23 protein-coding genes are annotated in these 19,450 nt (G+C 62.7%); 17 read left to right on the forward strand and 6 right to left on the reverse strand.

From position 1 onward, the window contains the following. The first annotated feature begins 133 nt into the window (after nt 1–133). Nucleotides 134–514 (forward strand): MarR family winged helix-turn-helix transcriptional regulator, encoded by a 381-nt coding sequence (locus TZ53_RS06040; RefSeq protein WP_235870838.1) that lies wholly within the window; start codon nt 134–136, stop codon nt 512–514. Beyond that, a complete protein-coding gene (locus tag TZ53_RS06045; RefSeq protein WP_044660708.1) occupies nt 511–1,326 on the forward strand; it encodes an NAD-dependent epimerase/dehydratase family protein in 816 nt (271 codons plus the stop codon). The genes TZ53_RS06040 and TZ53_RS06045 overlap by 4 nt, the downstream gene beginning before the upstream one ends. Before the next feature lie 51 nt (nt 1,327–1,377). Here TZ53_RS06045 and TZ53_RS06050 read toward each other — a convergent pair whose 3' ends face one another. After that, nucleotides 1,378–2,355 carry an AraC family transcriptional regulator gene (locus TZ53_RS06050; protein ID WP_044660709.1) on the reverse strand — a complete coding sequence of 326 codons (978 nt, stop codon included), beginning with the start codon at nt 2,353–2,355 and terminating at the stop codon, nt 1,378–1,380. A gap of 110 nt (nt 2,356–2,465) precedes the next feature. On the opposite strand from TZ53_RS06050, the gene TZ53_RS06055 reads away from it, so the two are divergent. The 4 genes from TZ53_RS06055 (at nt 2,466) to TZ53_RS06070 (ending at nt 6,846) form a co-directional block, all read left to right on the forward strand. Next, entirely contained in the window at nt 2,466–3,782 is a 1,317-nt protein-coding gene (locus TZ53_RS06055) for an MFS transporter (protein WP_044660710.1), read from the forward strand. 68 nt (nt 3,783–3,850) lie between these two features. After that, a complete protein-coding gene (locus tag TZ53_RS06060) occupies nt 3,851–4,645 on the forward strand; it encodes a MipA/OmpV family protein (protein ID WP_044660711.1) in 795 nt (264 codons plus the stop codon). A gap of 689 nt (nt 4,646–5,334) precedes the next feature. Beyond that, complete coding sequence (locus TZ53_RS06065) at nt 5,335–5,889, forward strand: TetR/AcrR family transcriptional regulator (protein WP_197565238.1); 555 nt, start codon at nt 5,335–5,337, stop codon at nt 5,887–5,889. Nucleotides 5,890–5,904: 15 nt separating this feature from the next. After that, the gene (locus TZ53_RS06070) at nt 5,905–6,846 is read left to right on the forward strand and encodes an alpha/beta fold hydrolase (RefSeq protein WP_044660712.1); all 942 of its coding nucleotides are present in this window, start codon (nt 5,905–5,907) and stop codon (nt 6,844–6,846) included. Nucleotides 6,847–6,885: 39 nt separating this feature from the next. On the opposite strand, the gene TZ53_RS06075 is transcribed toward TZ53_RS06070, so the two are convergent. Next, nucleotides 6,886–7,611 (reverse strand): SDR family NAD(P)-dependent oxidoreductase, encoded by a 726-nt coding sequence (locus TZ53_RS06075; protein WP_044660713.1) that lies wholly within the window; start codon nt 7,609–7,611, stop codon nt 6,886–6,888. 80 nt (nt 7,612–7,691) lie between these two features. Here TZ53_RS06075 and TZ53_RS06080 point away from each other — a divergent pair, with 80 nt between their 5' ends. Further along, on the forward strand, nt 7,692–8,099 hold the full coding sequence (locus TZ53_RS06080) for a winged helix-turn-helix transcriptional regulator (protein WP_044660714.1): 408 nt from the start codon (nt 7,692–7,694) through the stop codon (nt 8,097–8,099). Nucleotides 8,100–8,118: 19 nt separating this feature from the next. Here TZ53_RS06080 and TZ53_RS06085 read toward each other — a convergent pair whose 3' ends face one another. Beyond that, nucleotides 8,119–9,009: a LysR family transcriptional regulator gene (locus tag TZ53_RS06085; RefSeq protein WP_044660715.1), complete on the reverse strand. Its 891-nt coding sequence runs from the start codon at nt 9,007–9,009 to the stop codon at nt 8,119–8,121. Between the two features lie 109 nt (nt 9,010–9,118). Here TZ53_RS06085 and TZ53_RS06090 point away from each other — a divergent pair, with 109 nt between their 5' ends. Further along, nucleotides 9,119–9,982 (forward strand): NmrA/HSCARG family protein, encoded by an 864-nt coding sequence (locus tag TZ53_RS06090; RefSeq protein WP_044660716.1) that lies wholly within the window; start codon nt 9,119–9,121, stop codon nt 9,980–9,982. A gap of 31 nt (nt 9,983–10,013) precedes the next feature. Then, nucleotides 10,014–10,487: an SRPBCC family protein gene (locus TZ53_RS06095; protein ID WP_044660717.1), complete on the forward strand. Its 474-nt coding sequence runs from the start codon at nt 10,014–10,016 to the stop codon at nt 10,485–10,487. Nucleotides 10,488–10,500: 13 nt separating this feature from the next. Here TZ53_RS06095 and TZ53_RS06100 read toward each other — a convergent pair whose 3' ends face one another. Continuing rightward, the gene (locus TZ53_RS06100) at nt 10,501–11,496 is read right to left on the reverse strand and encodes a LysR substrate-binding domain-containing protein (RefSeq protein ID WP_238320124.1); all 996 of its coding nucleotides are present in this window, start codon (nt 11,494–11,496) and stop codon (nt 10,501–10,503) included. 19 nt (nt 11,497–11,515) lie between these two features. Here TZ53_RS06100 and TZ53_RS06105 point away from each other — a divergent pair, with 19 nt between their 5' ends. The 6 genes from TZ53_RS06105 (at nt 11,516) to TZ53_RS06125 (ending at nt 17,175) form a co-directional block, all read left to right on the forward strand. Next, on the forward strand, nt 11,516–12,532 hold the full coding sequence (locus TZ53_RS06105; protein ID WP_044660718.1) for an NADP-dependent oxidoreductase: 1,017 nt from the start codon (nt 11,516–11,518) through the stop codon (nt 12,530–12,532). 11 nt (nt 12,533–12,543) lie between these two features. After that, entirely contained in the window at nt 12,544–12,966 is a 423-nt protein-coding gene (locus TZ53_RS06110; protein WP_044660719.1) for a hypothetical protein, read from the forward strand. 185 nt (nt 12,967–13,151) lie between these two features. Further along, nucleotides 13,152–14,384 (forward strand): alpha/beta hydrolase family protein, encoded by a 1,233-nt coding sequence (locus TZ53_RS06115; RefSeq protein WP_044660720.1) that lies wholly within the window; start codon nt 13,152–13,154, stop codon nt 14,382–14,384. Nucleotides 14,385–14,435: 51 nt separating this feature from the next. Beyond that, nucleotides 14,436–14,963 carry a thiamine pyrophosphate-binding protein gene (locus TZ53_RS27465; protein WP_238320125.1) on the forward strand — a complete coding sequence of 176 codons (528 nt, stop codon included), beginning with the start codon at nt 14,436–14,438 and terminating at the stop codon, nt 14,961–14,963. Between the two features lie 6 nt (nt 14,964–14,969). Continuing rightward, nucleotides 14,970–16,157: a thiamine pyrophosphate-dependent enzyme gene (locus tag TZ53_RS06120; protein WP_238320126.1), complete on the forward strand. Its 1,188-nt coding sequence runs from the start codon at nt 14,970–14,972 to the stop codon at nt 16,155–16,157. Nucleotides 16,158–16,803: 646 nt separating this feature from the next. Further along, nucleotides 16,804–17,175, forward strand: coding sequence for a VOC family protein (locus TZ53_RS06125; RefSeq protein WP_044660721.1), 372 nt, complete (start codon nt 16,804–16,806; stop codon nt 17,173–17,175). Nucleotides 17,176–17,291: 116 nt separating this feature from the next. Here the strand turns inward: TZ53_RS06125 and TZ53_RS06130 are convergent, their stop codons facing one another. Then, nucleotides 17,292–17,924 carry a tyrosine-type recombinase/integrase gene (locus tag TZ53_RS06130; RefSeq protein ID WP_044660722.1) on the reverse strand — a complete coding sequence of 211 codons (633 nt, stop codon included), beginning with the start codon at nt 17,922–17,924 and terminating at the stop codon, nt 17,292–17,294. A gap of 127 nt (nt 17,925–18,051) precedes the next feature. Between TZ53_RS06130 and TZ53_RS06135 the strand changes: the two genes are divergently transcribed. Beyond that, nucleotides 18,052–18,279, forward strand: coding sequence for a ribbon-helix-helix domain-containing protein (locus tag TZ53_RS06135; protein ID WP_337589247.1), 228 nt, complete (start codon nt 18,052–18,054; stop codon nt 18,277–18,279). Further along, nucleotides 18,279–18,605 (forward strand): type II toxin-antitoxin system RelE/ParE family toxin, encoded by a 327-nt coding sequence (locus TZ53_RS06140; RefSeq protein WP_044660724.1) that lies wholly within the window; start codon nt 18,279–18,281, stop codon nt 18,603–18,605. Before TZ53_RS06135 ends, TZ53_RS06140 begins: the two co-directional genes overlap by 1 nt. Nucleotides 18,606–18,937: 332 nt before the next feature. On the opposite strand, the gene TZ53_RS06145 is transcribed toward TZ53_RS06140, so the two are convergent. Then, entirely contained in the window at nt 18,938–19,420 is a 483-nt protein-coding gene (locus TZ53_RS06145) for a carboxymuconolactone decarboxylase family protein (protein ID WP_229742572.1), read from the reverse strand. Between the last annotated feature and the right edge of the window lie 30 nt (nt 19,421–19,450).

The raw sequence follows: 19,450 nt of genomic DNA on the forward strand, positions 1-19,450 counted from the left end.
CGTATGGCACCTAACATATTTGCAAGGTAGCTTACGAAATAGAGGAAGCGTTATGTCTCAGCAACAGCGAAGCACCGCGCGTGAGGAGGTCGGAGCTTGGGCTAAACGTTGCTATTTTGCTGGTCGTACGGTGATGGATGCTACCCTTCGCCCTCACGGTCTTGGCTCCGTGCAATGGTATGTACTGCACCGGCTGGTTACGGTCGGCCCGACGATTCAGCGCGACCTGGGACGGCTACTGGAGATCGAGCGCGCGACGATGAGCGGCATCGTCGCAACTCTCGTACGCAAAGGGCTCGTCGAGCAGGCACCCGATCCGGCCGACCAGCGTCAGAAGCTGCTGCGCCTCACCGAGGCCGGCGCGAAACTCTGGGCAGCATTGCCCGATCTCTCCTTCATTCGCTCCGTGGCATTCGGCGGGATGGACGAGGCCGATATCGAGACCACGATCACCGTGCTTCGGACGGCGAGCGAACGGCTCGAAAATCTGCTTGAGAAAGGAAACAGAGCATGACGATCCTGGTAACCGGCGCGAGCGGACTGGTCGGCGCCCGGCTTCTTCCGCGTCTTGTGCAGGCGGGGCTGGACTGCCGGGCACTGGCCCGGCCGGGCAGTGGCGTGCCTGCGGGCGTGTCGATAGCCGCTGGCGACCTGCTCGATCCCGCATCGCTGGCTTCGGCCGTGCAGGACGTTTCGGCCGTCATCCACCTCGCAGCCGTCTTCCGCACTACCGATACCGATCTCATCTGGAAGGTGAATCTCGACGGGACGCGCAACCTCATCGCCGCGATGAAGGCCCATGCGCCGGACGCGCGGCTCATCATGGCCAGCACGTCCCACGTCTATGACGCCGACTCCCCGCGACCCGGCGCAGAAGAGGATCGTTGTTCCCCCACGCTCGACTATCCAGCGAGCAAGCTGGCCGCCGAGACGGAACTGCGGGACAGCGGCCTCAACTGGTCGATCCAGCGCTTCGGCTTCGTCTATGGCGATGGGGACGGCCATATCGAGTCGCTCCCCCGGCACCTTGCCCAGGTGAAGCTTCACCCCGCCCAGCGCATGAGCATGGTCCATCACCGCGACATTGCGACCGCCATGATGCTGGCGCTGGATGGCGCGATGGACGGACGGATCGTCAATATCGGCGATGATGCCCCCACATCGATCCATGAACTGGTGCAGCTGGCGGGAGGCACAATGGAGCCCTCCTCCGCGCCGCTGACCAATCCCTGGCGCCTGCATATGGACGGCGCGCTTGCCCGGCGGCTCGGCTTTCAGCCGGTCGTGCGGAGTGTCCACCTGGCGGCGTACAAAGGGCTGCTTTGACGCACGGCCATGTGAAGGCGCGGTTCCCAAGCCGGCGCCACCGCGCCGCGCTTATGCCTCTTGCAGCGTGCGGCTGGCATATCTGCTATATTGGCGGCGCATATCCAGCACGTCCCGCTTGGGCGCGGCACCGAACATCCGCGTATATTCCCGGCTGAACTGCGAAGCGCTTTCATAGCCAACCTGATAAGCGGCCTCACTCACATTGATCCCGTCGACTACCATCAATCGCCTGGCTTCCAGCAAGCGCAGCTGCTTCTGGTACTGAAGCGGCGTCATGGACGTTAGCGCCTTGAAATGCTGATGAAATGACGATGGACTCATACGCGCCGTCTCGGCCAGCTGCTCCACCCGCAGCGTCTGCGCAAAGCTGTTCTGCAGCTGGAAAATGGCCCTGCTGACCCGCTCGCTGCTCGATTCCGGCAGGCCAAGGTTGCGCAGCTCGCCGCCATTCGGGCTCGTCAGCAGCCAGTAGCAGATCTCCCGCATCACGGACGGGTAGAGGATCGGGATCGCCTCGGGCGTATCGGACATCCTGAGCAGGCGCAGCATGCAATCGGCCAGAGGTACATCGACCTTCCCCACGAACAGGCAGGGCCCTGACCCGCTGGTCGGCACGGGCGGCGTTTCGAGCTGCCCCAGCACCTCGCGCATGATCGTCATGTCGAGATCGATAGTGATGCCGATATAAGGCGCGTCCGCGCTTGCCTCGATGACCCGTCCGCTGGCCGGAAGATCGAGACCGATCGCCAGGCACTCCATCACACCATAGCGAAAGGTCTCCTCACCGAAGAGGATTTCCTTTGCGCCCTGGATCACGACGCAAAGCCCCGGCCGATAGACCTGCCGCATCGGCATTCGGGCCTCGAAGGACCGCATGATGTGCATGCTGGCAAGCCGCGTGGGAAAACGGCCCTCGCCGCCGCCCTGGGCATCGATATGAGCGGCGACCGCCGCGTGAAGGGCTGAAGGCACGCGTTTCTCCGCCTGGGCGAGCGGCCAGCGCAGGACCTGCCCATCTCTGCTCACCCTATCGGCGCTTGGAGGATTGGGCAAATTTATTGAGGTATTCGGCATTCTGATCATGGGTCACTCCATCTAACTTGCTGGCACCAACCCAAGCGAGGAGCGTAAAGATCATGGCAGAAATTGCCACACGATCAACAGAAATATCCAGCGCTTCTTTCCCGACCAGCGAGGATCGTTCGAATGAACATGCGGATGGATCGTACTCCAGTGCAATACTCGTTGCCCTATTCCTCGTCAGCCTGATCTCGCAGATTGATCGGATGCTGCCCTTCATCATGGCAGAAGCGATCAAGATTGATCTTTCTCTCAGCGATACTCAAATCGGACTGCTCACAGGACTTGCTTTCGCGGTCTGCTATACGCTTCTTTCCCTGCCACTTGCCCGCGTTTCAGACCGGGGGTCGCCCCGTTTCGTGCTTGTTTTCTGCGCGCTGGTCTGGAGCGCGATGACGGCGCTCGGAGGGCTTGCCGCGAGTTTCCTGGTCCTGGCGTTCACGCGCCTCGGCGTAGCCTTCGGGGAGGCCGGCGCGATCCCGGCCGGACATGCGATTATCGTCCGGAAAATCCGGCCGGAGCGAAGAGGCCTGGCGATCGGGCTGTTCGCTCTGGGCATCCCTCTTGGCACCATGGTGGGGTTTGCTGCCGGCGGCGCGCTCAGCGACACGGTCGGCTGGCGCACGGCGCTGGTCGGCGCGGGCGCCCTTGGCGGCGTGATCGCCCTCATCGCGTTCGTCGCCATCAGGCCCACGCCACCGCTGCAGCGCTTGGCGGCCTCTGCAGAACCCTTCATGCGCACAAGCATGCGCCTGCTGTCGGCACCCGGCTTCCGCTGGCTGTTCATCGGCGCGATCGCCAGTGGCTTTGCCGCGGCGCCTTTTTATGCCTTCGCCGCACCCTTCCTCATCCGCACCCATGGCTTCACCGCCAGCGAAGCCGGCCTCGCCTTCGGGTTGCCGCAGGGCCTGCTGGGCATCATAGGCACGCTGCTGGGCGGTCGCTGGTTTGACCGGGTGGTGCGCTCGGGCACCGGACACGTGCTGGGTCCCCCTGCTATCCTGTTCATCATTGCCGCAGTGACGACGACGGCGGGCCTGTTCGCCCCCATCGGCTGGCTCTCGATCCTGCTGTTCCTGCCGAGCATGCTGTCCTTCGCGTTCCTGCTGCCATGGGGTTTCGGCGCCGCGCACCTCGTGGCCGGCCAGGGCCGCGAGGCCATGGCGTCGAGCCTGGTCCTGATCGGGTCGGGCCTGCTTGGCCCTGCGCTGGGTCCGCTTATCGTCGGCCTGATCAGCGATGCGGGAAGCGCGGCGCATATGACCAATAGCCTCGGGCTCGGCCTGCTGACCGTGCCCGTCGCCAGCATCCTCAGCGGCATCGCAATTCTGATGGCAAACCACAGGATCGCTGCCTTGCTTCGGCAGCGCTGACCCCAGGGGGTCGCCAATCCTAGCCGATGGCCCCCGCCGCGGCCCCCTCAAAAGGAAGGAAATTGACTATGCGAATTCTCGTCTCGACCCTGCTTGTCTGCGGCGCCGCCCTGTCGTCCACCGGCGTCCATGCTCAGGAATCATCCTCGGACACCCCCTCGCGTGGCATCGTCGCGGTCAGCGCCGGCATCGTGCCCGAATATGACGGCGCAAGTGATATGCGCGTGCTCCCCTTCGTCACCGGTGACATCCGCCTCGGCGTCGTCAGCCTGGAAATGCGGGGCCAGCGCCTGCGCCTCGATCTCAATCCGGGTTCGCGCCTCTCCTTCGGCCCCGCGATCGGCCTGCGCCTGCCGCGTGACGATGCCGATGGGCCCGTCGGCCTCCTGCCGGAGATCGACACCGCGATCGAGGCGGGCGCCTTCATCGGCTACCGGATCGGCGGCGACCGCTTCGGGCAGGGATCGGTGCAGATGGACCTGACCGTCGTCCACGACGTGTCGGACACCCACAAAGGCCTGATCGCGACCGCAACGGCAAGCTATGCAGCGATCCGTAACCCCGTCTTCTCCCTCTCGCTCGATGCGCAGGCCGGCTGGGCCAACGCGGATTATGCCCGCACCTATTTCGGCATCGACGAAGTCGCCGCCGCTGCCAGCGGCTTGCCAGCCTATCGCCCCGGCGCAGGTTTCCGGGACGTGGGCGCGGGCGTGACGGCATCCTACTGGTTCACCCGCCGTCTCGGGGTGATTGCCCGCGCCGGTGCGAGCTATCTTGTCGGCGATCTGGCCGACAGCCCCGTCACCGAGGAGGGCGGTCGGTGGCAACCGGCCGCCGGCCTCGCGCTCGCCTATCGGTTCTGAGGTCAGTGCAAAACGGGCGGCGCTGACGTAGATGCCGCACGGCACCGCCTCGCTTCAGGCCTTAGGCTAACTGGCCCAGTAGCGTCCGCCGACATTACAGCTATTCGAATGCGTCACATGGCATCTGCGGCTTGAACTCGTCTCGGTCGTGGGCGCAAAGCCGCCAACATTTCAGACGTTCGATCGCCTTGGTCAGGTCATCGAAACCGGCCATCCGTTCACACTGGCCGCTGCACTGCTGAAAGACGAGGGCTGGGACTTTGCCGTCATCCCACGCTGTGGTCTCAGCGGCAGGTCCATCGCCAAAACGCGACATTCTACGAACAGTCCACTGGCTAAAAATTACGCCCGGAAGTGGGCCGCATCCTGCCTGTCCGGTTGTAACGGCAGAATGAGGCAAGCTGCCGTTCAGTCGCGCCACCGTGCTGGCCCGCTTCCGACCATACCAAGACGTTGGCAGGGCCCGCCCAAACGGCCAGTTTCGACGGAAGCAGCCATTCGATCGTCGACGCCTGACCGTTTCACCCGAACGCTGCTGGGGCGGGCAAAAATCATCTTATCCCCGCAATCTTCCTGTCCGTGAGCCTCGCGGTCGGCTTGAATAGGAAATGATCGTTTCCTAACTTACGGCTGTGAGTAGCGAAAAACCTTATGCCAGGCGGACCATGGGCCGTCCTCGCGCCTTCGACATGGACGAGGTGCTTGACCGTGCGATGCAGGTGTTCCGGGAACGCGGCTATGACGGCGCCTCCGTCGACGCGCTTCAGGAGGCGACCGGTCTTACCGCAGGCAGCGTCTACAAGGCGTTTGGGAGCAAGCGTGAGTTCTTCATCGCGGCCTACGATCGCTACGTCAGCGAAAGGCGTAAGCTTGTCGCCATGCGCCTCGCGCAGGCGGTAACCGGCCGTGAGCGCATCGCCGCGACGTTATACGCCTATCTCGAATCCGCCTCTGGCGAAGACGGACGGCGCGGCTGCCTGGTGGTGGCTAGCCTAGTTGAGGCCTCGACACTCGAAGCATCGTTGCGCGCCAGCGTAGCGGCAACCCTTGCCGACAATCGCGCCGGCCTGACCGACATGTTGCAAGAGGGACAGCTGGACGGGTCGGTGCGAGCCGATTTGCCGGTGGAGCCGTGCGTCGATCTGCTGCTGGCTTTGCTTCAAGGCCTCCGCGCGACCGGGAAGCTGCGGGACCCAGCCGACCCAGACGGCCTCGTGGCCCTTGCGCTCAAGATTCTCGACTGATGAAGGACATGCAGCATGACGACCTCCGCCATTTCAGGCCCTGGGGACATGGAACATCACTTTGCCACGGTCGAGGGCCTGCGTTTCCACTATGTGACCGCAGGCTCCGCTGATGCTGAGCCGCTGGTCCTTCTCGCCGGCTTTCCCGAGAGCTGGTACGCATGGCGTCGGGTCATGCCACTGCTGGCCGAGCACTTCCACGTCGTGGCCATCGACATGCCGGGCCAGGGCGATACCGATAAGCCGCTCAGCGGCTATGACACCGGCACTCTCGCCCGACACATTCACGGTCTGCTCGCACGGCTTGGCCTGTCTCGCTATGGGCTTGCCGCACATGATATCGGCGCCTGGGTGGCGCTGCCATATGCGCTCACCTATCCCGACGAGGTGCAGCGGTTGGCGCTGTTCGATGCCGGCATTCCCGGCGTGACTTTGCCGGATCTGCTGCCCGCCGCGCCGGACCGTGCGTGGAAGACGTGGCACTTCGCCTTCCACACCGTCCCCGATTTGCCGGAGGCGCTAATCACCGGGCGCGAGCGGGAATATCTCGACTGGTTCCTGCGTCGCAAGGTCGCCGATCCACGCAGTATCGGCGATGCCGATCTTGACGAATATGTCAGGATCTTCACGCTTCCCGGCGCACTGAGGGCGGGCTTGGCCTATTATCGCGAGGTCGGTTTGTCCGCCGAGCAGAACCGGGCGCTCGTACGAGACGGCAAGCTGACCATGCCGGTGCTCGCGGTCAGCGCGGACCAAGGGTCCATCCCAGACATGGCGGCGCCGCTTCGAGCCTATGCCGATGACGTGCGGGGTGAGACCGTGGCTGAAAGCGGGCACTTCATTCCCGAAGAGCAACCAGAGGCGGTTGCCGCGCTCCTCGCCTCCTTCTTCCAGGAGCGCGCCGAGCCCGGTTCCCCCGATCGGAGCTTAGTGTCTTTGGAAGGTGCGCGTCCTTAATCTGACCCCGCCTTTTCTGCTGACGGTCTTGGACGGGGGCTAAACCTGCGCCATGCCGCCATCGACCGGCAGTTCGGCACCCGTGACGAAGCTGCTGTCCTCGCCGGCGAAGAACAGCGCCGCAGACGCGACCTCGCTGGCCCGGGCCATGCGGCCGAGCGGGATCAGTTGTGTAAGCGTCTCGCGCAGCTCGTCGGATGTCGCCGCCATCATCGCGGTGTCGGTCGGTCCCGGCGCCACGACATTGACGCGGATGTTGCGAGGAGCCAGTTCGTTGGCCCAGGTACGCGCGAACGAACGTACCGCCGCCTTGGTCGCGCCGTAGACGCCGTACCCTTTGGTGCCGATTCCATCAGCAATCGAACCCACCAACACAACCGAGCCGCCATCCGGCATGATCGCGGTCGCGGCCTTGGTCGCAAACAGCAATGCCCGCACGTTGAGGCCGAATGTCCGGTCGAAATGATCCTCACTGACCTCGTCCAGGGTCGCGAACTCGGAGATGCCCGCGTTTACGACCAGGATATCGACCCGGCCGGCCTCGCGCTGCACCGCCTCGAAGAAGGGGCCCAGCGCGGCCAGATCGGAAGCATCGACGCGGCGTGGTTTCAGCACGCCGGCCCCGTGCGCCGTCTCCCCTTCCGCCGCGCGCCGGCTTGTGGCGTAGACCGTGGCGCCTTCCGCCGCGAAGCGCTCGGCAATGGCGCCGCCAATGCCTTCATGGCCCCCGATGACGACTGCGATCTTGTTTGAAAGGCTACCCATGATTCCTCACGTCATTGATGATGACGCGTAGATATATTCGCTATATCTACGCGCAAGAACGCACCGAGGAGTGACTAGATATGGCTGTGTATACTCGCGACCCCTGCGCTATCGAACTGCCGCTGGACGTGACCGCGACGCGACCGATTCTCGAACAGATCGCCAATAAGTGGACGGTGCTGATCCTCAGCGTTCTGTGTACGCAACCGGCGCGGTTCAATGACCTTAAGCGCCGACTCGACGGCATCACCCACAAGGCGCTGTCAGATGCGTTGAAACGGCTGGAGCGCGACGGCTTGATCAGCCGCAAAATCCTGCCGACGCAGCCGATCGGCGTCGAATATGCCATCACCACGCTCGGGGCCTCTCTGCGGGAGCCTTTCGCCGCGCTCTACAACTGGTCGCTCGTCCACGGCACCGCGCTGGCTAATGCCCAAGCGGCCTATGATGCATCGAGAAAGGGCGACGGCCTGTCGGCAGCGGCATGAGCGAGTGGGGCTGAGGCTTTCACTTGCCGATGTAAGCGGCCAGCTCGTCAGGCGTCCCGTTCGGAAAGGCACGCCTGAGATGATCGAGGAAGGCCGAGACCCGCGCGCTCAGCAGCCGCCTGGTCGGATACAGCGTCCATAGCGCGATATCGGGTGTATCCGCGTCACCCCAATGGTTGAGCGTACCGTCGCCGATATCGTGACTGACCAGCGAAATCGGCAAGCGCGCGGCGCCAACGCCGCTGCGCACCGCATCGCGGATCATGATGAGCGAGGACAGGCTCAACACCGGTTCGATGGCGATGCTCGCGGGCGCCGAGGACGACTTGACCCGCCACGCTGCGGCGTCGGCCGGCGTGCGCACGACTGCGGGCACGGCTGCGCCCCCGACCGGCGGCGTCAGTCCCGGCGGGGCGACCACCACCAGACGGTCGCGCAGGAATGCCCGGCCCACCAGGCTCTCGTCGGGGTCGGGGTTCACGCGGATCACGAGGTCGAACCCTTCCTCGATCATGTCGACCGCGCGATCCTCGGTCGTCACCTCAAGCCGGACGTCAGGGAAGCGCCGCGCGAAGTCGGCGGCTAACTTGCCCATCGCGGTCTGACAGAACAGAAGCGGCGCGCTGATCCGCAGCCGCCCGCGCGGGCGCTCGCCACCCGAGGCGATGGCCGCTGCGGTTTCCTCCAACTCGCTAAGAAGCCTGCCGGCACGCTCGAAGAGCGCCCGCCCTTCTTCGGTCAGCTTGAGGTCCCTTGCGCCGCGTTCGAACAGGCGCAGGTTGAGCCTCGCCTCCAGTTCGGCGACGCGCCGGGACAAGGTGGCCTTCGGCCGTCCGGCGGCGCGCGCGGCTTTTCCGAAGCCCCCGTACCGGGCCACCAGGTTGAAATCGGCGAGGGCTAGCAGATCCATACTGTTCCACCATTGAGACGGACAGTCTAAACATAGCATCTATTTGCAGGAATATGGATCGATCATTTTCGGAACTGCCAACCGGCTCAACCGAAAAGGAGTGACCCTCATGACCATTCTCGTAACTGGCGCGACCGGCAATGTCGGACGTAATGTCGTCGATCAGCTTGTCCGCCGCGGCGCCAACGTGCGCGCCCTTGTCCGCGATCCCGCGAAAGCCGGCCTGCCGGCAGATGTCGAACTGGCGAAGGGCGATCTGCTCGACGTCGATGCGCTCCGCTCGGCCATGTCGGGCGTCTCTACGCTGTTCCTGCTCAACGGCGTCGTCGCGGATGAATTCACGCAGGCGCTGATCGCGCTGAACGTCGCCCGAGACGCCGGGGTCGAGCGGGTCGTCTATCTCTCGGTCATCCACAGCGATGTCTATGTCAACGTGCCGCACTTCGCCGGCAAGTTCGGCGTCGAGCGAATGATCGAGGCCATGGGCTTTAGCGCCACCATCCTGCGCCCGGCCTATTTCATGGAAAACGAAGCCACCATCAAGGACGTGGTATCGAGCTATGGCATCTATCCGGTGCCGATCGGCGACAAGGGCCTCGCCATGATCGATGCGCGCGATATCGGCGAGATCGCCGCGATCGAGCTCATCCGCCGCGAGCAATCGCCCGAGTCGCTGCCGCTGACCCGCATGAACCTGGTCGGGCCCGATACCCTGACCGGCGCCGATGCCGCCGCGATCTGGTCCGACGTGCTTGGCCGTCCGATCGCCTTCCCGGGCAACGACACGGCCGGCTTCGAGCAGAACCTTCGCCAGTTCATGCCCGCGTGGATGGCCTATGACATGCGCCAGATGGCCGAGCGCTTCCAGACCGACGGCATGGTTCCCGAAGCGGGCGACGTCGAGCGCCTGACAGCGCTGCTCGGCCGCCCCTTGCGGACCTATCGCGATCATGTGGCCGAGCTCGTCGGCTGACTCCAGACCTCATCGAACAAGGACAATCGTCATGATCTATTCAACAGCAACCGTTCCGATAAACCCCGACGGCGAAACCCGGCTGACCGCCGAGCAAGTATGGAAGGGCCTCGAGCTCAAGGCGCGCGACGCCCGCCTCTTCCTGCCGCCGGGTCTGTGCACCCGCTGCGACGTCATCGAGGAAAGCGCGACCCACTTCGTGCGCGAGGCGACGATCGGCGGCAAGGATCTGCGCGAGATTATCGTGCTCGAGCCCGGCCGCAAGGTCACTTTCTTCCAGGCGACCGGCCCACGCGAGGGCGCGATCGTCAACGAACTTTTCGAGGATGAGGCGGGTGAACTGCAGCTGCGCTTCTACTGCTATCTCGGACTGCGGGACAAAGCGCCCGGTGGTGCCGAAGAACAGGCGGAACAGGCGCAGTTCGACAGTGAGCAAGGCTATAAGGCGGCGCTCCTCTCCACGCTGAAGCGCACACGTGAACTGCTGGCCAGCGGCACGCTCTGATGGGATATTTTCCTCAACTGAGGCGAGCGATCCGGCGAGCCGCGTTTTGAATATGATCGATGAAGGCGCGAACGGCCGGATTGCTTCTGCGGCTCTCCGGCCAGAGCGCGGTGATGCCGTGCCGCTCCACGGCAAAGCCGTCGAGGACCGGCACGAGTTCACCTCGAGCCACATAGGGCTCGGCGATGAAGGCCGCGATGATGCCGATGCCCCCGCCCGCCATCACCGTCGCCATCACGGCCTCGCTCGCGTCGACGATCACGCCCGATGGCGGCACGATCTCGATCTCGCGCTGGCCGACCCGGAACGGCCAGCGGAAGAGTTGGCCCGTGCTCTGGAAACGCAAATTGACCGTGTCATGCGCCGCGATCTCGTCGGGATGCCCGGGGGTCCCGCGCGCAGCGAGGTAGGAGGGCGCGGCAAAGGCGCAGAGACGCAAGGGTGCAAGGCGGCGAGACAAAAGCCGGGAGTCGGCCAATTCACCGAGGCGTACAGCGATATCGATGCCCTGATCGACGATGTCGACAAAGTGGTCGTCCAGACGCATGTCGACGATGACCTTGGGATGGCGGGCACGGAAATCCGGCAGCGAGGGCGCGATAAGGTGCAGGCCGATCGGGAGCGATGTCGCGATACGCAGCGTGCCGGAAGGCTCCGCGCGCACAGCGGTGGCGACCTGTTCGATCTCCTCAGCGTCCCGTAGAAGTTTGAGCGCGCGCTCGTGAAGCTCGCGACCTTCGGCCGTCAGCGTCAGCGATCGTGTGGTCCGCGTGAAGAGCGACAGGCCAAGCTGCTTTTCAAGCCGCTGGACGCTTTTGCTGATCGCTGACGGCGATACGCCAAGCGAGCGGGCGGCGGCGGTGTAGCTGCCGAGCGATCCGGCACGGGCGAACGCAAAAAGACCCGTCAGGCGATCTAATGCCACTTGTTCCTTCATGGCATAATTGAAGCGTATTTGAGCCCAATTATCAATCTCTGTTTCGTCCTTTATCTCCGTCTCGATCAGCACGCTCTTGAAGGAGGCAGCGATGAACGAAGTGATGAAGGCGGTTCAACTTCACGCCTTTGGCGGCCCGGACGTCCTGGTGTATGAGGATGCGCCCAAGCCGGTGATCGGCGCCGGCGAAGTCCTGGTCCGGGTCCATGCCGTCGGCGTCAATCCACCCGACTGGTATCTGCGCGAAGGCTATGAGATGCTGCCGCCCGAATGGCGGCCGGAGATGGTCTTTCCTATCATTCCCGGCACCGACATCTCTGGCGTCGTCGAGGCGGTCGCCGATGATGTGGTCGGCTTCGCCATTGGCGATGAAGTCTATGCGATGGTCCGCTTCCCGAGCGGCCTGAACGGCGAGAGCCGCGCCTATGCGCAATATGTCGCCGTGGCGGCGACAGAATTGGCGCTGAAGCCCGCGGGCATCGACCATGTCCATGCCGCAGCCGCGCCGATGTCCCTGCTGACCGCCTGGCAGTTCATCATAGACCAGGGGCACGACGTGCCGAACCCGCTGCAGCCGAACCAGCATGTCCCGGTACCGCTCGAAGGAAAGCGGGTATTGGTCAACGGCGCGGGCGGCGGTGTCGGACATCTCCTGGTGCAGCTCGCCAAGTGGCGCGGTGCCCAGGTGATCGCGGTCGCCTCGGGCAAGCATGAGGCCATGCTGCGGGACCTCGGCGCCGATGCCTTTTACGACTATGGCAAAACGAAGGTGGAGGACGAGCTTCGAGATCTCGACCTCGTCGTCGATGCGGTGGGCGGGCCACAGAGCAGCCGCTTCTTGCCGACGCTCAAACCCGGCGGTTCCCTGTTCCCGGTGTTTGGGCTGGGCTATGACGACGGCGGCGAAGCCGCACGGCTCGGCGTCAACGTCTCGACGACGCAGGTCAACTCGAGCGGTGCGCAGCTCGCACAGATTGCTCCGCTGCTCGATGACGGCACCATCCGCGTGATGATCGACAGCACCTTCCCCTTGTCCGAGGCCCGCAGAGCACATGAGCATGCGGCCAGAGGCAATCTCCAGGGCAAGATCGTCCTGGCCGTCGCCTGAGGAGAGCACCCATGCCAACGCATTCCAGGCTCTTGCAAGGCTCGCACGCATGGTTCGAGATGGTGGGAACGGTCGTCTGCGATGCTTTCAATGAGGGCGGACCGTACAGCGCGTTCGATTGGACCTTCGTCGAGCGCTACTCCGATGGCGCGCCGCTTGCCGACGGGCTCATGCAAGGTATCCGCTTCGACATCCGCGCAGGTTTTGCCACCTACCGTGTCGGCGTTTGGCCGGACGAGCGAGGTGACGTGACGATCGAGGTGACCGTCGCAGCAGCGCGGGCGTTGAACCTTCTGCACAACGACGATCCATACTTCGACTCCGCGCGGGAAGCGGCGCTCGAGATGGGCGCTCTGCGGGTTGAAGGCGATCTTTCGCCGATCGCCACGGCACTGGCCCAGACGCACGATCACATTGTGGATCGGACGATCTGAGGCCTTGATGGAAGCGGCTCGCTGCTGCCCCGAGATCGACGGCACCCGATAGGTAGTAGTCTCGAGGCGGTCGCCCCGCTTTCGCATGCTCATCAGGCTCCGCCATCTCAGGAGCTGGTTTTCATCAGATTCCGCGCGGTCCTTCCGCGCGAGCTTTCAACCGTTGCAAAGGAAAGGACACTCCAATGAAAGTCGGTTTCAAAGACGATCATTTTGCCTTCGAGTTCGTTCGGAACCTGGGCTTCATGTACTATGGCGGCGCCGATCTCGGCGAAATGATCGTGACCGCGGGCCAGATTAGCGAGGGTGACTTCGAAAGCTGGTTCAAACATTGGGACGAGCGCGCAGGGCGCGTGCTCGAGCGGGCTAAGGCCTATCTCGACGCAGGCCATCGGATCAGCGCCCGGACTGCCTTTCTTCGCGCCTCGACCTATTTTCGGATGGCCGAGTTCTATCTTCACGGCAATCCAGATGATGAGCGGATTCTGTCGACCTCGCGCGCTTCGCAGCGTGCCTACAGAAACGCTGCCGACCTGACCGGTCCCACGTGGGAACCGATCGAAATTCCCTATGAGGGGACCACGCTTCCGGGCTATTTCTATAAGCCCGATGCCTCGGACACGCCCCGGCCTACGATCATCTTCCACGGCGGCTTCGATTCCAGCATCGAGGAGCTTTTCTATTATGGCGGCGCGGGCGGGACGTTTCGCGGCTACAACGTCCTGACCTGGGATGGGCCGGGGCAAGGCGCTCCGATGCGCGAGCAAAACCTTCCCTTTCGGTACGATTGGGAGAAGGTCGTGACGCCGGCGGTCGATTATGCCCTGAGCCGACCTGACGTCGACCCGGATCAGCTCATTCTCATCGGCATGAGCCTTGGCGGCTACTTCGCGGCGCGGGCCGCCGCCTTCGAGCATCGCTTCAAGGGCGCGGTCTTCTTCGATGGTGTCTATTCATTTTACGACAGCCTTCACAATATCCTGCCGGCCGACGCCGTCGCCGCCTACGACGCGGGCGACCGTGATCGCTGCAACCATATCGTTACCGAACGGATGGAAGAGAATACGACCTTGCGCTGGGTGGTAACCCAGGGAACCTGGTCGTTCGGAGTGAAGGAAATCGCTGACGTCATCGACCGAGCCAAGGACTATACACTCGATGGCGTTATCCAGAATATCCAGTGTCCGTGCCTTGTCATGGAGGCCGATGGCGACCTCTTCTTCAAGGGACAGCCGAAGCGCGTCTTCGACAGTCTTAACGTCCCGAAAGTCTTTGCCCCCTTCACGGCCGAGGACGGCGCGGAAAACCACTGCCAGTCGGGAGCCTTGTCGCTCAAGGACGAGGTGGTGTTCAACTGGATCGCAGACACGTTGGGCGGGGAGCCGCTTCGGGACACCGCTCAGGCAGTTGCTATCTAGCGGTTTATCGTCACGCTGTGAGTCGGATTGGCCCCACATTGGAGGTGTATCATGTCGAGGAATATCGCTGATCTTCTCGCATCCACGCTGGCCGCGGCCGGTGTCGAACGCATCTGGGGTGTCACCGGGGACAGCCTCAACGCGCTCAACGAGAGCCTCCGCACGCATGGCAAACCCGAATGGATGATGGTCCGCCATGAAGAGGTGGCGGCCTTTGCTGCCGGTGCGGAGGCTGCCGTCACAGGCAAGCTCGCGGTTTGCGCGGGCAGCTGTGGCCCGGGAAATCTCCACCTCATCAACGGGCTGTTCGATTGCCATCGCAATCATGTGCCCGTGCTGGCGATCGCCGCCCATATCCCCTCCTCGGAAGTCGGACTGGGCTATTTTCAGGAAACCCATCCCCAGGAACTGTTCCGCGAATGCAGCCACTTCTGCGAGTTGGTGAGCAATCCGGCGCAAATGCCCGAGATCCTGCACCGCGCAATGCGCACGGCGATCGGCGAGAGGGGGGTCGCGGTCCTGGTCATTCCCGGCGACGTGGCGATGCTACCAGCGCCCGACGCGCGCGATCCGGCCTGACCGGTGTTGAGCAGACCCAAGCTGGTCCCGGCTGAGGATGACATCGACCGGCTAACGAAGCTCCTCACCGATCAGCCGGCGGTGACGCTGCTTTGCGGGAGCGGCTGCGCCGGACTGCACGATGAGGTCGTGCAACTGGCCGACAGGCTCGGAGCGCCGGTTGTCCATGCCCTGCGCGGCAAGGAATATGTCGAATGGGACAATCCCTTCGACGTCGGCATGACCGGGCTGATCGGCTTCTCCTCCGGCTACCACGCCATGATGAACTGCGATCTGCTGCTGATGCTGGGCACGGATTTTCCCTACCGGAATTTCTACCCGGCGAAGGCGAAGGTGGTGCAGGTCGATCGCGATCCCGGCGCGCTCGGCAGACGCGTCCCGCTCGATCTTGCGATCCATGCCGATGTCGGTGAAACGATACGGGCGCTCCTTCCTCGCCTGGCCATGTCCACCAAGCGCGGCTTCGTGACGGCCGCTCGCGATCATTATCGCAAGGCGCGCGAGGGGCTCGATCATCTCGCGACGCCCGCGCCGGCGGGCAAGCCGGTGCATCCGCAATATCTGGCCCATCTCATCGACAAACTTGCCGCCGAGGACGCCATCATCGCGGCGGACGTGGGCACGCCGACCGTCTGGGCGGCGCGCTATATCAGCACCAACGGCAAGCGGCGGCTGCTGTTCTCGGCGAATCACGGCTCGATGGCGAATGCTCTGCCACAGGCAATCGGCGCGCAGGCGGCAGCGCCTGGGCGGCAGGTGGTGGCGATGTCGGGCGATGGTGGCATCGCCATGCTGCTCGGCGACCTCTTGTCGCTCAAGCAATTGAAATTGCGCGTGAAGGTGGTGGTGTTCGACAATCAGACACTGGGCTTTGTTGCAATGGAGCAGAAGGCAGGCGGGTTCCTGCCGGTCAATACCACGCTCGAAAATCCCGACTTTGCCGCTATTGCCGAAGCCTCGGGTATACTGGGGCTGCGGGCGGATGATTCGACAACGCTCGAAGCTGCCTTGCGGCAGGCCTTCGATCATGACGGCCCGGCGCTCGTACAGGTGCGCACGGCCACCCAGGAATTGGCGATGCCGCCAGCGATCAAGTTTGAGCAGGCGAAGGGGTTCAGCCTCTACGCCCTCAAGGCTGTACTGAGTGGTCGGGGCGACGAGCTCATAGAACTCGCCAAGACCAATCTTCGATAACCGTGATCGGCAGATGGTCGCTTCATCTGGAAGCGCCCAGGTGCGATCAGAGCATGGGGTTAAAGCGGACGGGCAGCTTCAATCGGTTCGGTACCAAGACCGGACCGAGCAGTTTCCCACCACAGTTGCGCGTTACGCGCCGGTGATCGATCCAGGTGGTAATGACCGCTTCCGTAAGAAGCCGCCGTCGCCACGAAGCTCAGGGAATGGCGGCTTTGTCCGACATTGCAGCCACGAGCACGAGCTGATTTTATGTCCGCTTTCGGTAGATCGGCCCAGATGCTTCCACGACCGAAGTGGGGCGCTTTGCCGACCTTCTGCTTTCCCCTCAGCGATAGGCAGGTTTTGGTTTGATGCGACATTCACTGCTGCAAGCCTGAGCGACCGGGTCTGGTCGGCAGTCGCCAACATAGCCGACCTTCATGGCCCCGAAGACGATTGCCGTTGGTTCATTCAGCCTAGCCGGGGCTATTCGTGTTCATCTGTAGGGCGACAGCCAAAGTGACCGCAATGGGCGCTGGAAGTCTGGTTTCTGGAGGCAGCTGCCCATTCAGCGCTGGTCATCCGGCGGTAGATGGATTCGACCTGCCGGATCCTGTCTGCGAATTGCGCGTTTGGAATAACGATAAAGGAGGAGGCTCCTGTGATGATCCATCACGTATCGCTCGGCACCAACGACGCTGATCGCGCAATCCGCTTCTACGATCCAGTGCTCGCGGTAATTGGAATGTCGCGCCGGAGCCTGAAGGGTGGGTCGGTTGGATATGGCAGCGCCGCACACGAATATCTTTTCGCTCTGGAGAAGCCTGTCGATGGTAAGCCGGCGACCGTTGGTAACGGTGTGCACATCGCGTTGGCCGCTGCTCGTCGGACGGTTTACCGGGTCGCTCTCGCCAATGGTGGCACAGACGGCGGCGCACCTGCCCTACGGCCTGAATACGATGGCAATTATTACGGAGCCTTCGTTCACGATCTCGATGGCAACAAGATTGAGGTCGTCACCTACTCGGCAAGCTAGTCATGGCCCGGGGTCGCCGACATAGCGGTCGTTCTCGGGGTCAGCAGCACTCGTGATACCTGCGGGTCGTACATATGGTGAACCGGCTTCCCAGAAATATCAGGAAGCCGGAAATTTCAAATTTCAGTCCGTTCGGACAGCGTCAGAGCATCATCGACATCTACGCCGAGGTATCTGACTGTATTTTCGATGTTGGTATGGCCAAGCAGGATTTGCACAGCGCGGAGATTGCCTGTGGTTTTATAGATCAGCGCCGCCTTGGTCCGTCGCATCGAGTGCGTGCCATACTCTCGTCTGTCGAGGCCGATCGTCGAGACCCATTCGTCGACGAGACGCGCATATTGCCGTGTGCTCAAATGACCAAGGTAATCGATCCTGCTTGGGAATACGAAGTCGCGGATCGTCCCGCCGCGCCGATCAAGCCATGCTTTGAGGCTCTTACGTGCCTCGGTCATGATCTCGAATTGCACCGGACGACCGGTCTTTTGCTGGATAACCGTCGCGCGATCGCGAAATGACCCTGCGCTCATCAGGTCGCCTATCCTGATCTTGACCAGGTCGCAGCCACGCAATTTGCTGTCAATCGCAAGATCGAACAGGGCCCGGTCGCGCAGGCGCCTGTGTTCGTCTAGATAGAAACGGATTGCCCAGATATCGCGCGGCTTCAGAGGGCGCTTCGGCCCCACATTCTGCCCTGCATTCCAAGGGCGCCGATCATGTATGGCGGGGTCGAGGTCCGAATGTCCCATGATAGTTCTCCGATAGCCGGAATTGGCCGATCGGAAGGTATCGGAACGTTGCTATGTTCGGCGACTGGAGCCTCGCGGCATCTTGCCAAATTTTGCCAAACCTCCTATATCATAGTCCATGTCGACGATGAACATCTCGCTTCCGGATGCGCTCAAGGCGTTTGTTGACCAGCAGGTCAACATGCGTGGTTATGGCACGAGCAGTGAGTATGTGCGGGAATTGATCCGTAAGGACCAGGACATTCAGCGCCTTCGTGAAATGCTCTTGGACGGCGGCAGTTCTGAAGCCTCAGCACCGGCCGATGCCGGATATTTTCAAGGCCTTCGTGACCGTGTGGCGCAACGCGCCGGGTAGTGACTGCAAAACCGATCATACCGCGCGCCAAAGCGCGGGCGGATGTCGACCTTGCGGTCGAACATTACGCTGATGTAGCCGGCGCTGATGCCGCCTTCGGCTTCATTGATGCACTTGAACAGGCCTATACTTTCATCGGGGAAATGCCGGCGGCAGGCTCTCCGCGATGGTCTCACGAGCTGAACTTACCCGGGTTGAGAACCATAGGGCTTAAAGGATTTCCTTGGCTAGTTTTCTACCTTGAATTCGAGACCCATGTGGATGTCTGGCGCGTGCTTCATGCCAAGCGGGACATGCCAGCTTGGTTGGTCGATGTAGACGATTAAACCGCCGACATAGCCGTCGTTCGCGGCGGTTCGCCTGAGCGTCGAAACCGGCCGTTCATTCACGCGGCGAGTTATGGCGCCTTCTGGGCGGACAGCCGACGGGCCGCTTTTGGAACTCGAACTGCGAAATCGGACATTGCATTCGATCGCACGAACGGCCGCATCTGGGCCGACCGGGTACTTACAGGTTGGGAAGGCAGCTGGGAAAATCAGCCGCTGCGCGCTTATCCTTCGCAGAACGAAGCCGCTGAACCAATACATCCAGCAGCCCGTCCAGTCCCCCGATAGACGTTCGGGTCTTTCATTAATTGAGATGGCCCTTCCGTAGCGGTTCACGCCTGCGCCTTGACGGGCAACCGAAATGGTGCGCCAAGGCGATTGAAGGCATTCATTGCCGCAATGGCGATGGTGAGATCCACGAGGTCCTTCGGTTCAAATACCGCCGAAGCAGCTGCATATGCTTCGTCCGAAGCATGTGTTTCGCTGACGAGCGTAACCTCCTCGGCCCAAGCCAGCGCGGCGCGGTATTGCTCCGGAAAAAGATGCGGAACTTCCGCCCAGACCGGGATCAAGGCAACTTTGTCGACCGGCATCGTCTTGAGTAGGTCGCGCGTGTGGAGGTCGATGCAATGCGCGCAGCCATTGATTTGCGAAACCCGCAGGAACACGAGATGTATAAGTTCCTCCGGCAGGTTGGTGCCGGTTGTCACGTAGTGATGGATACCGAACAACGCCTTCGCGCCCTGTGGCGCGATCTCGTGCCAGATCAGCCGTTTCGTTTCGCTCATCATCATGTCCTTGGCCTGTGGCGCCATTCAGCGGCGCTCGCGGACTTGACGAGGCAA

It is taken from the genome of Sphingobium sp. YBL2 (genome assembly GCF_000943805.1).
Lineage (GTDB): Bacteria > Pseudomonadota > Alphaproteobacteria > Sphingomonadales > Sphingomonadaceae > Sphingobium > Sphingobium fuliginis.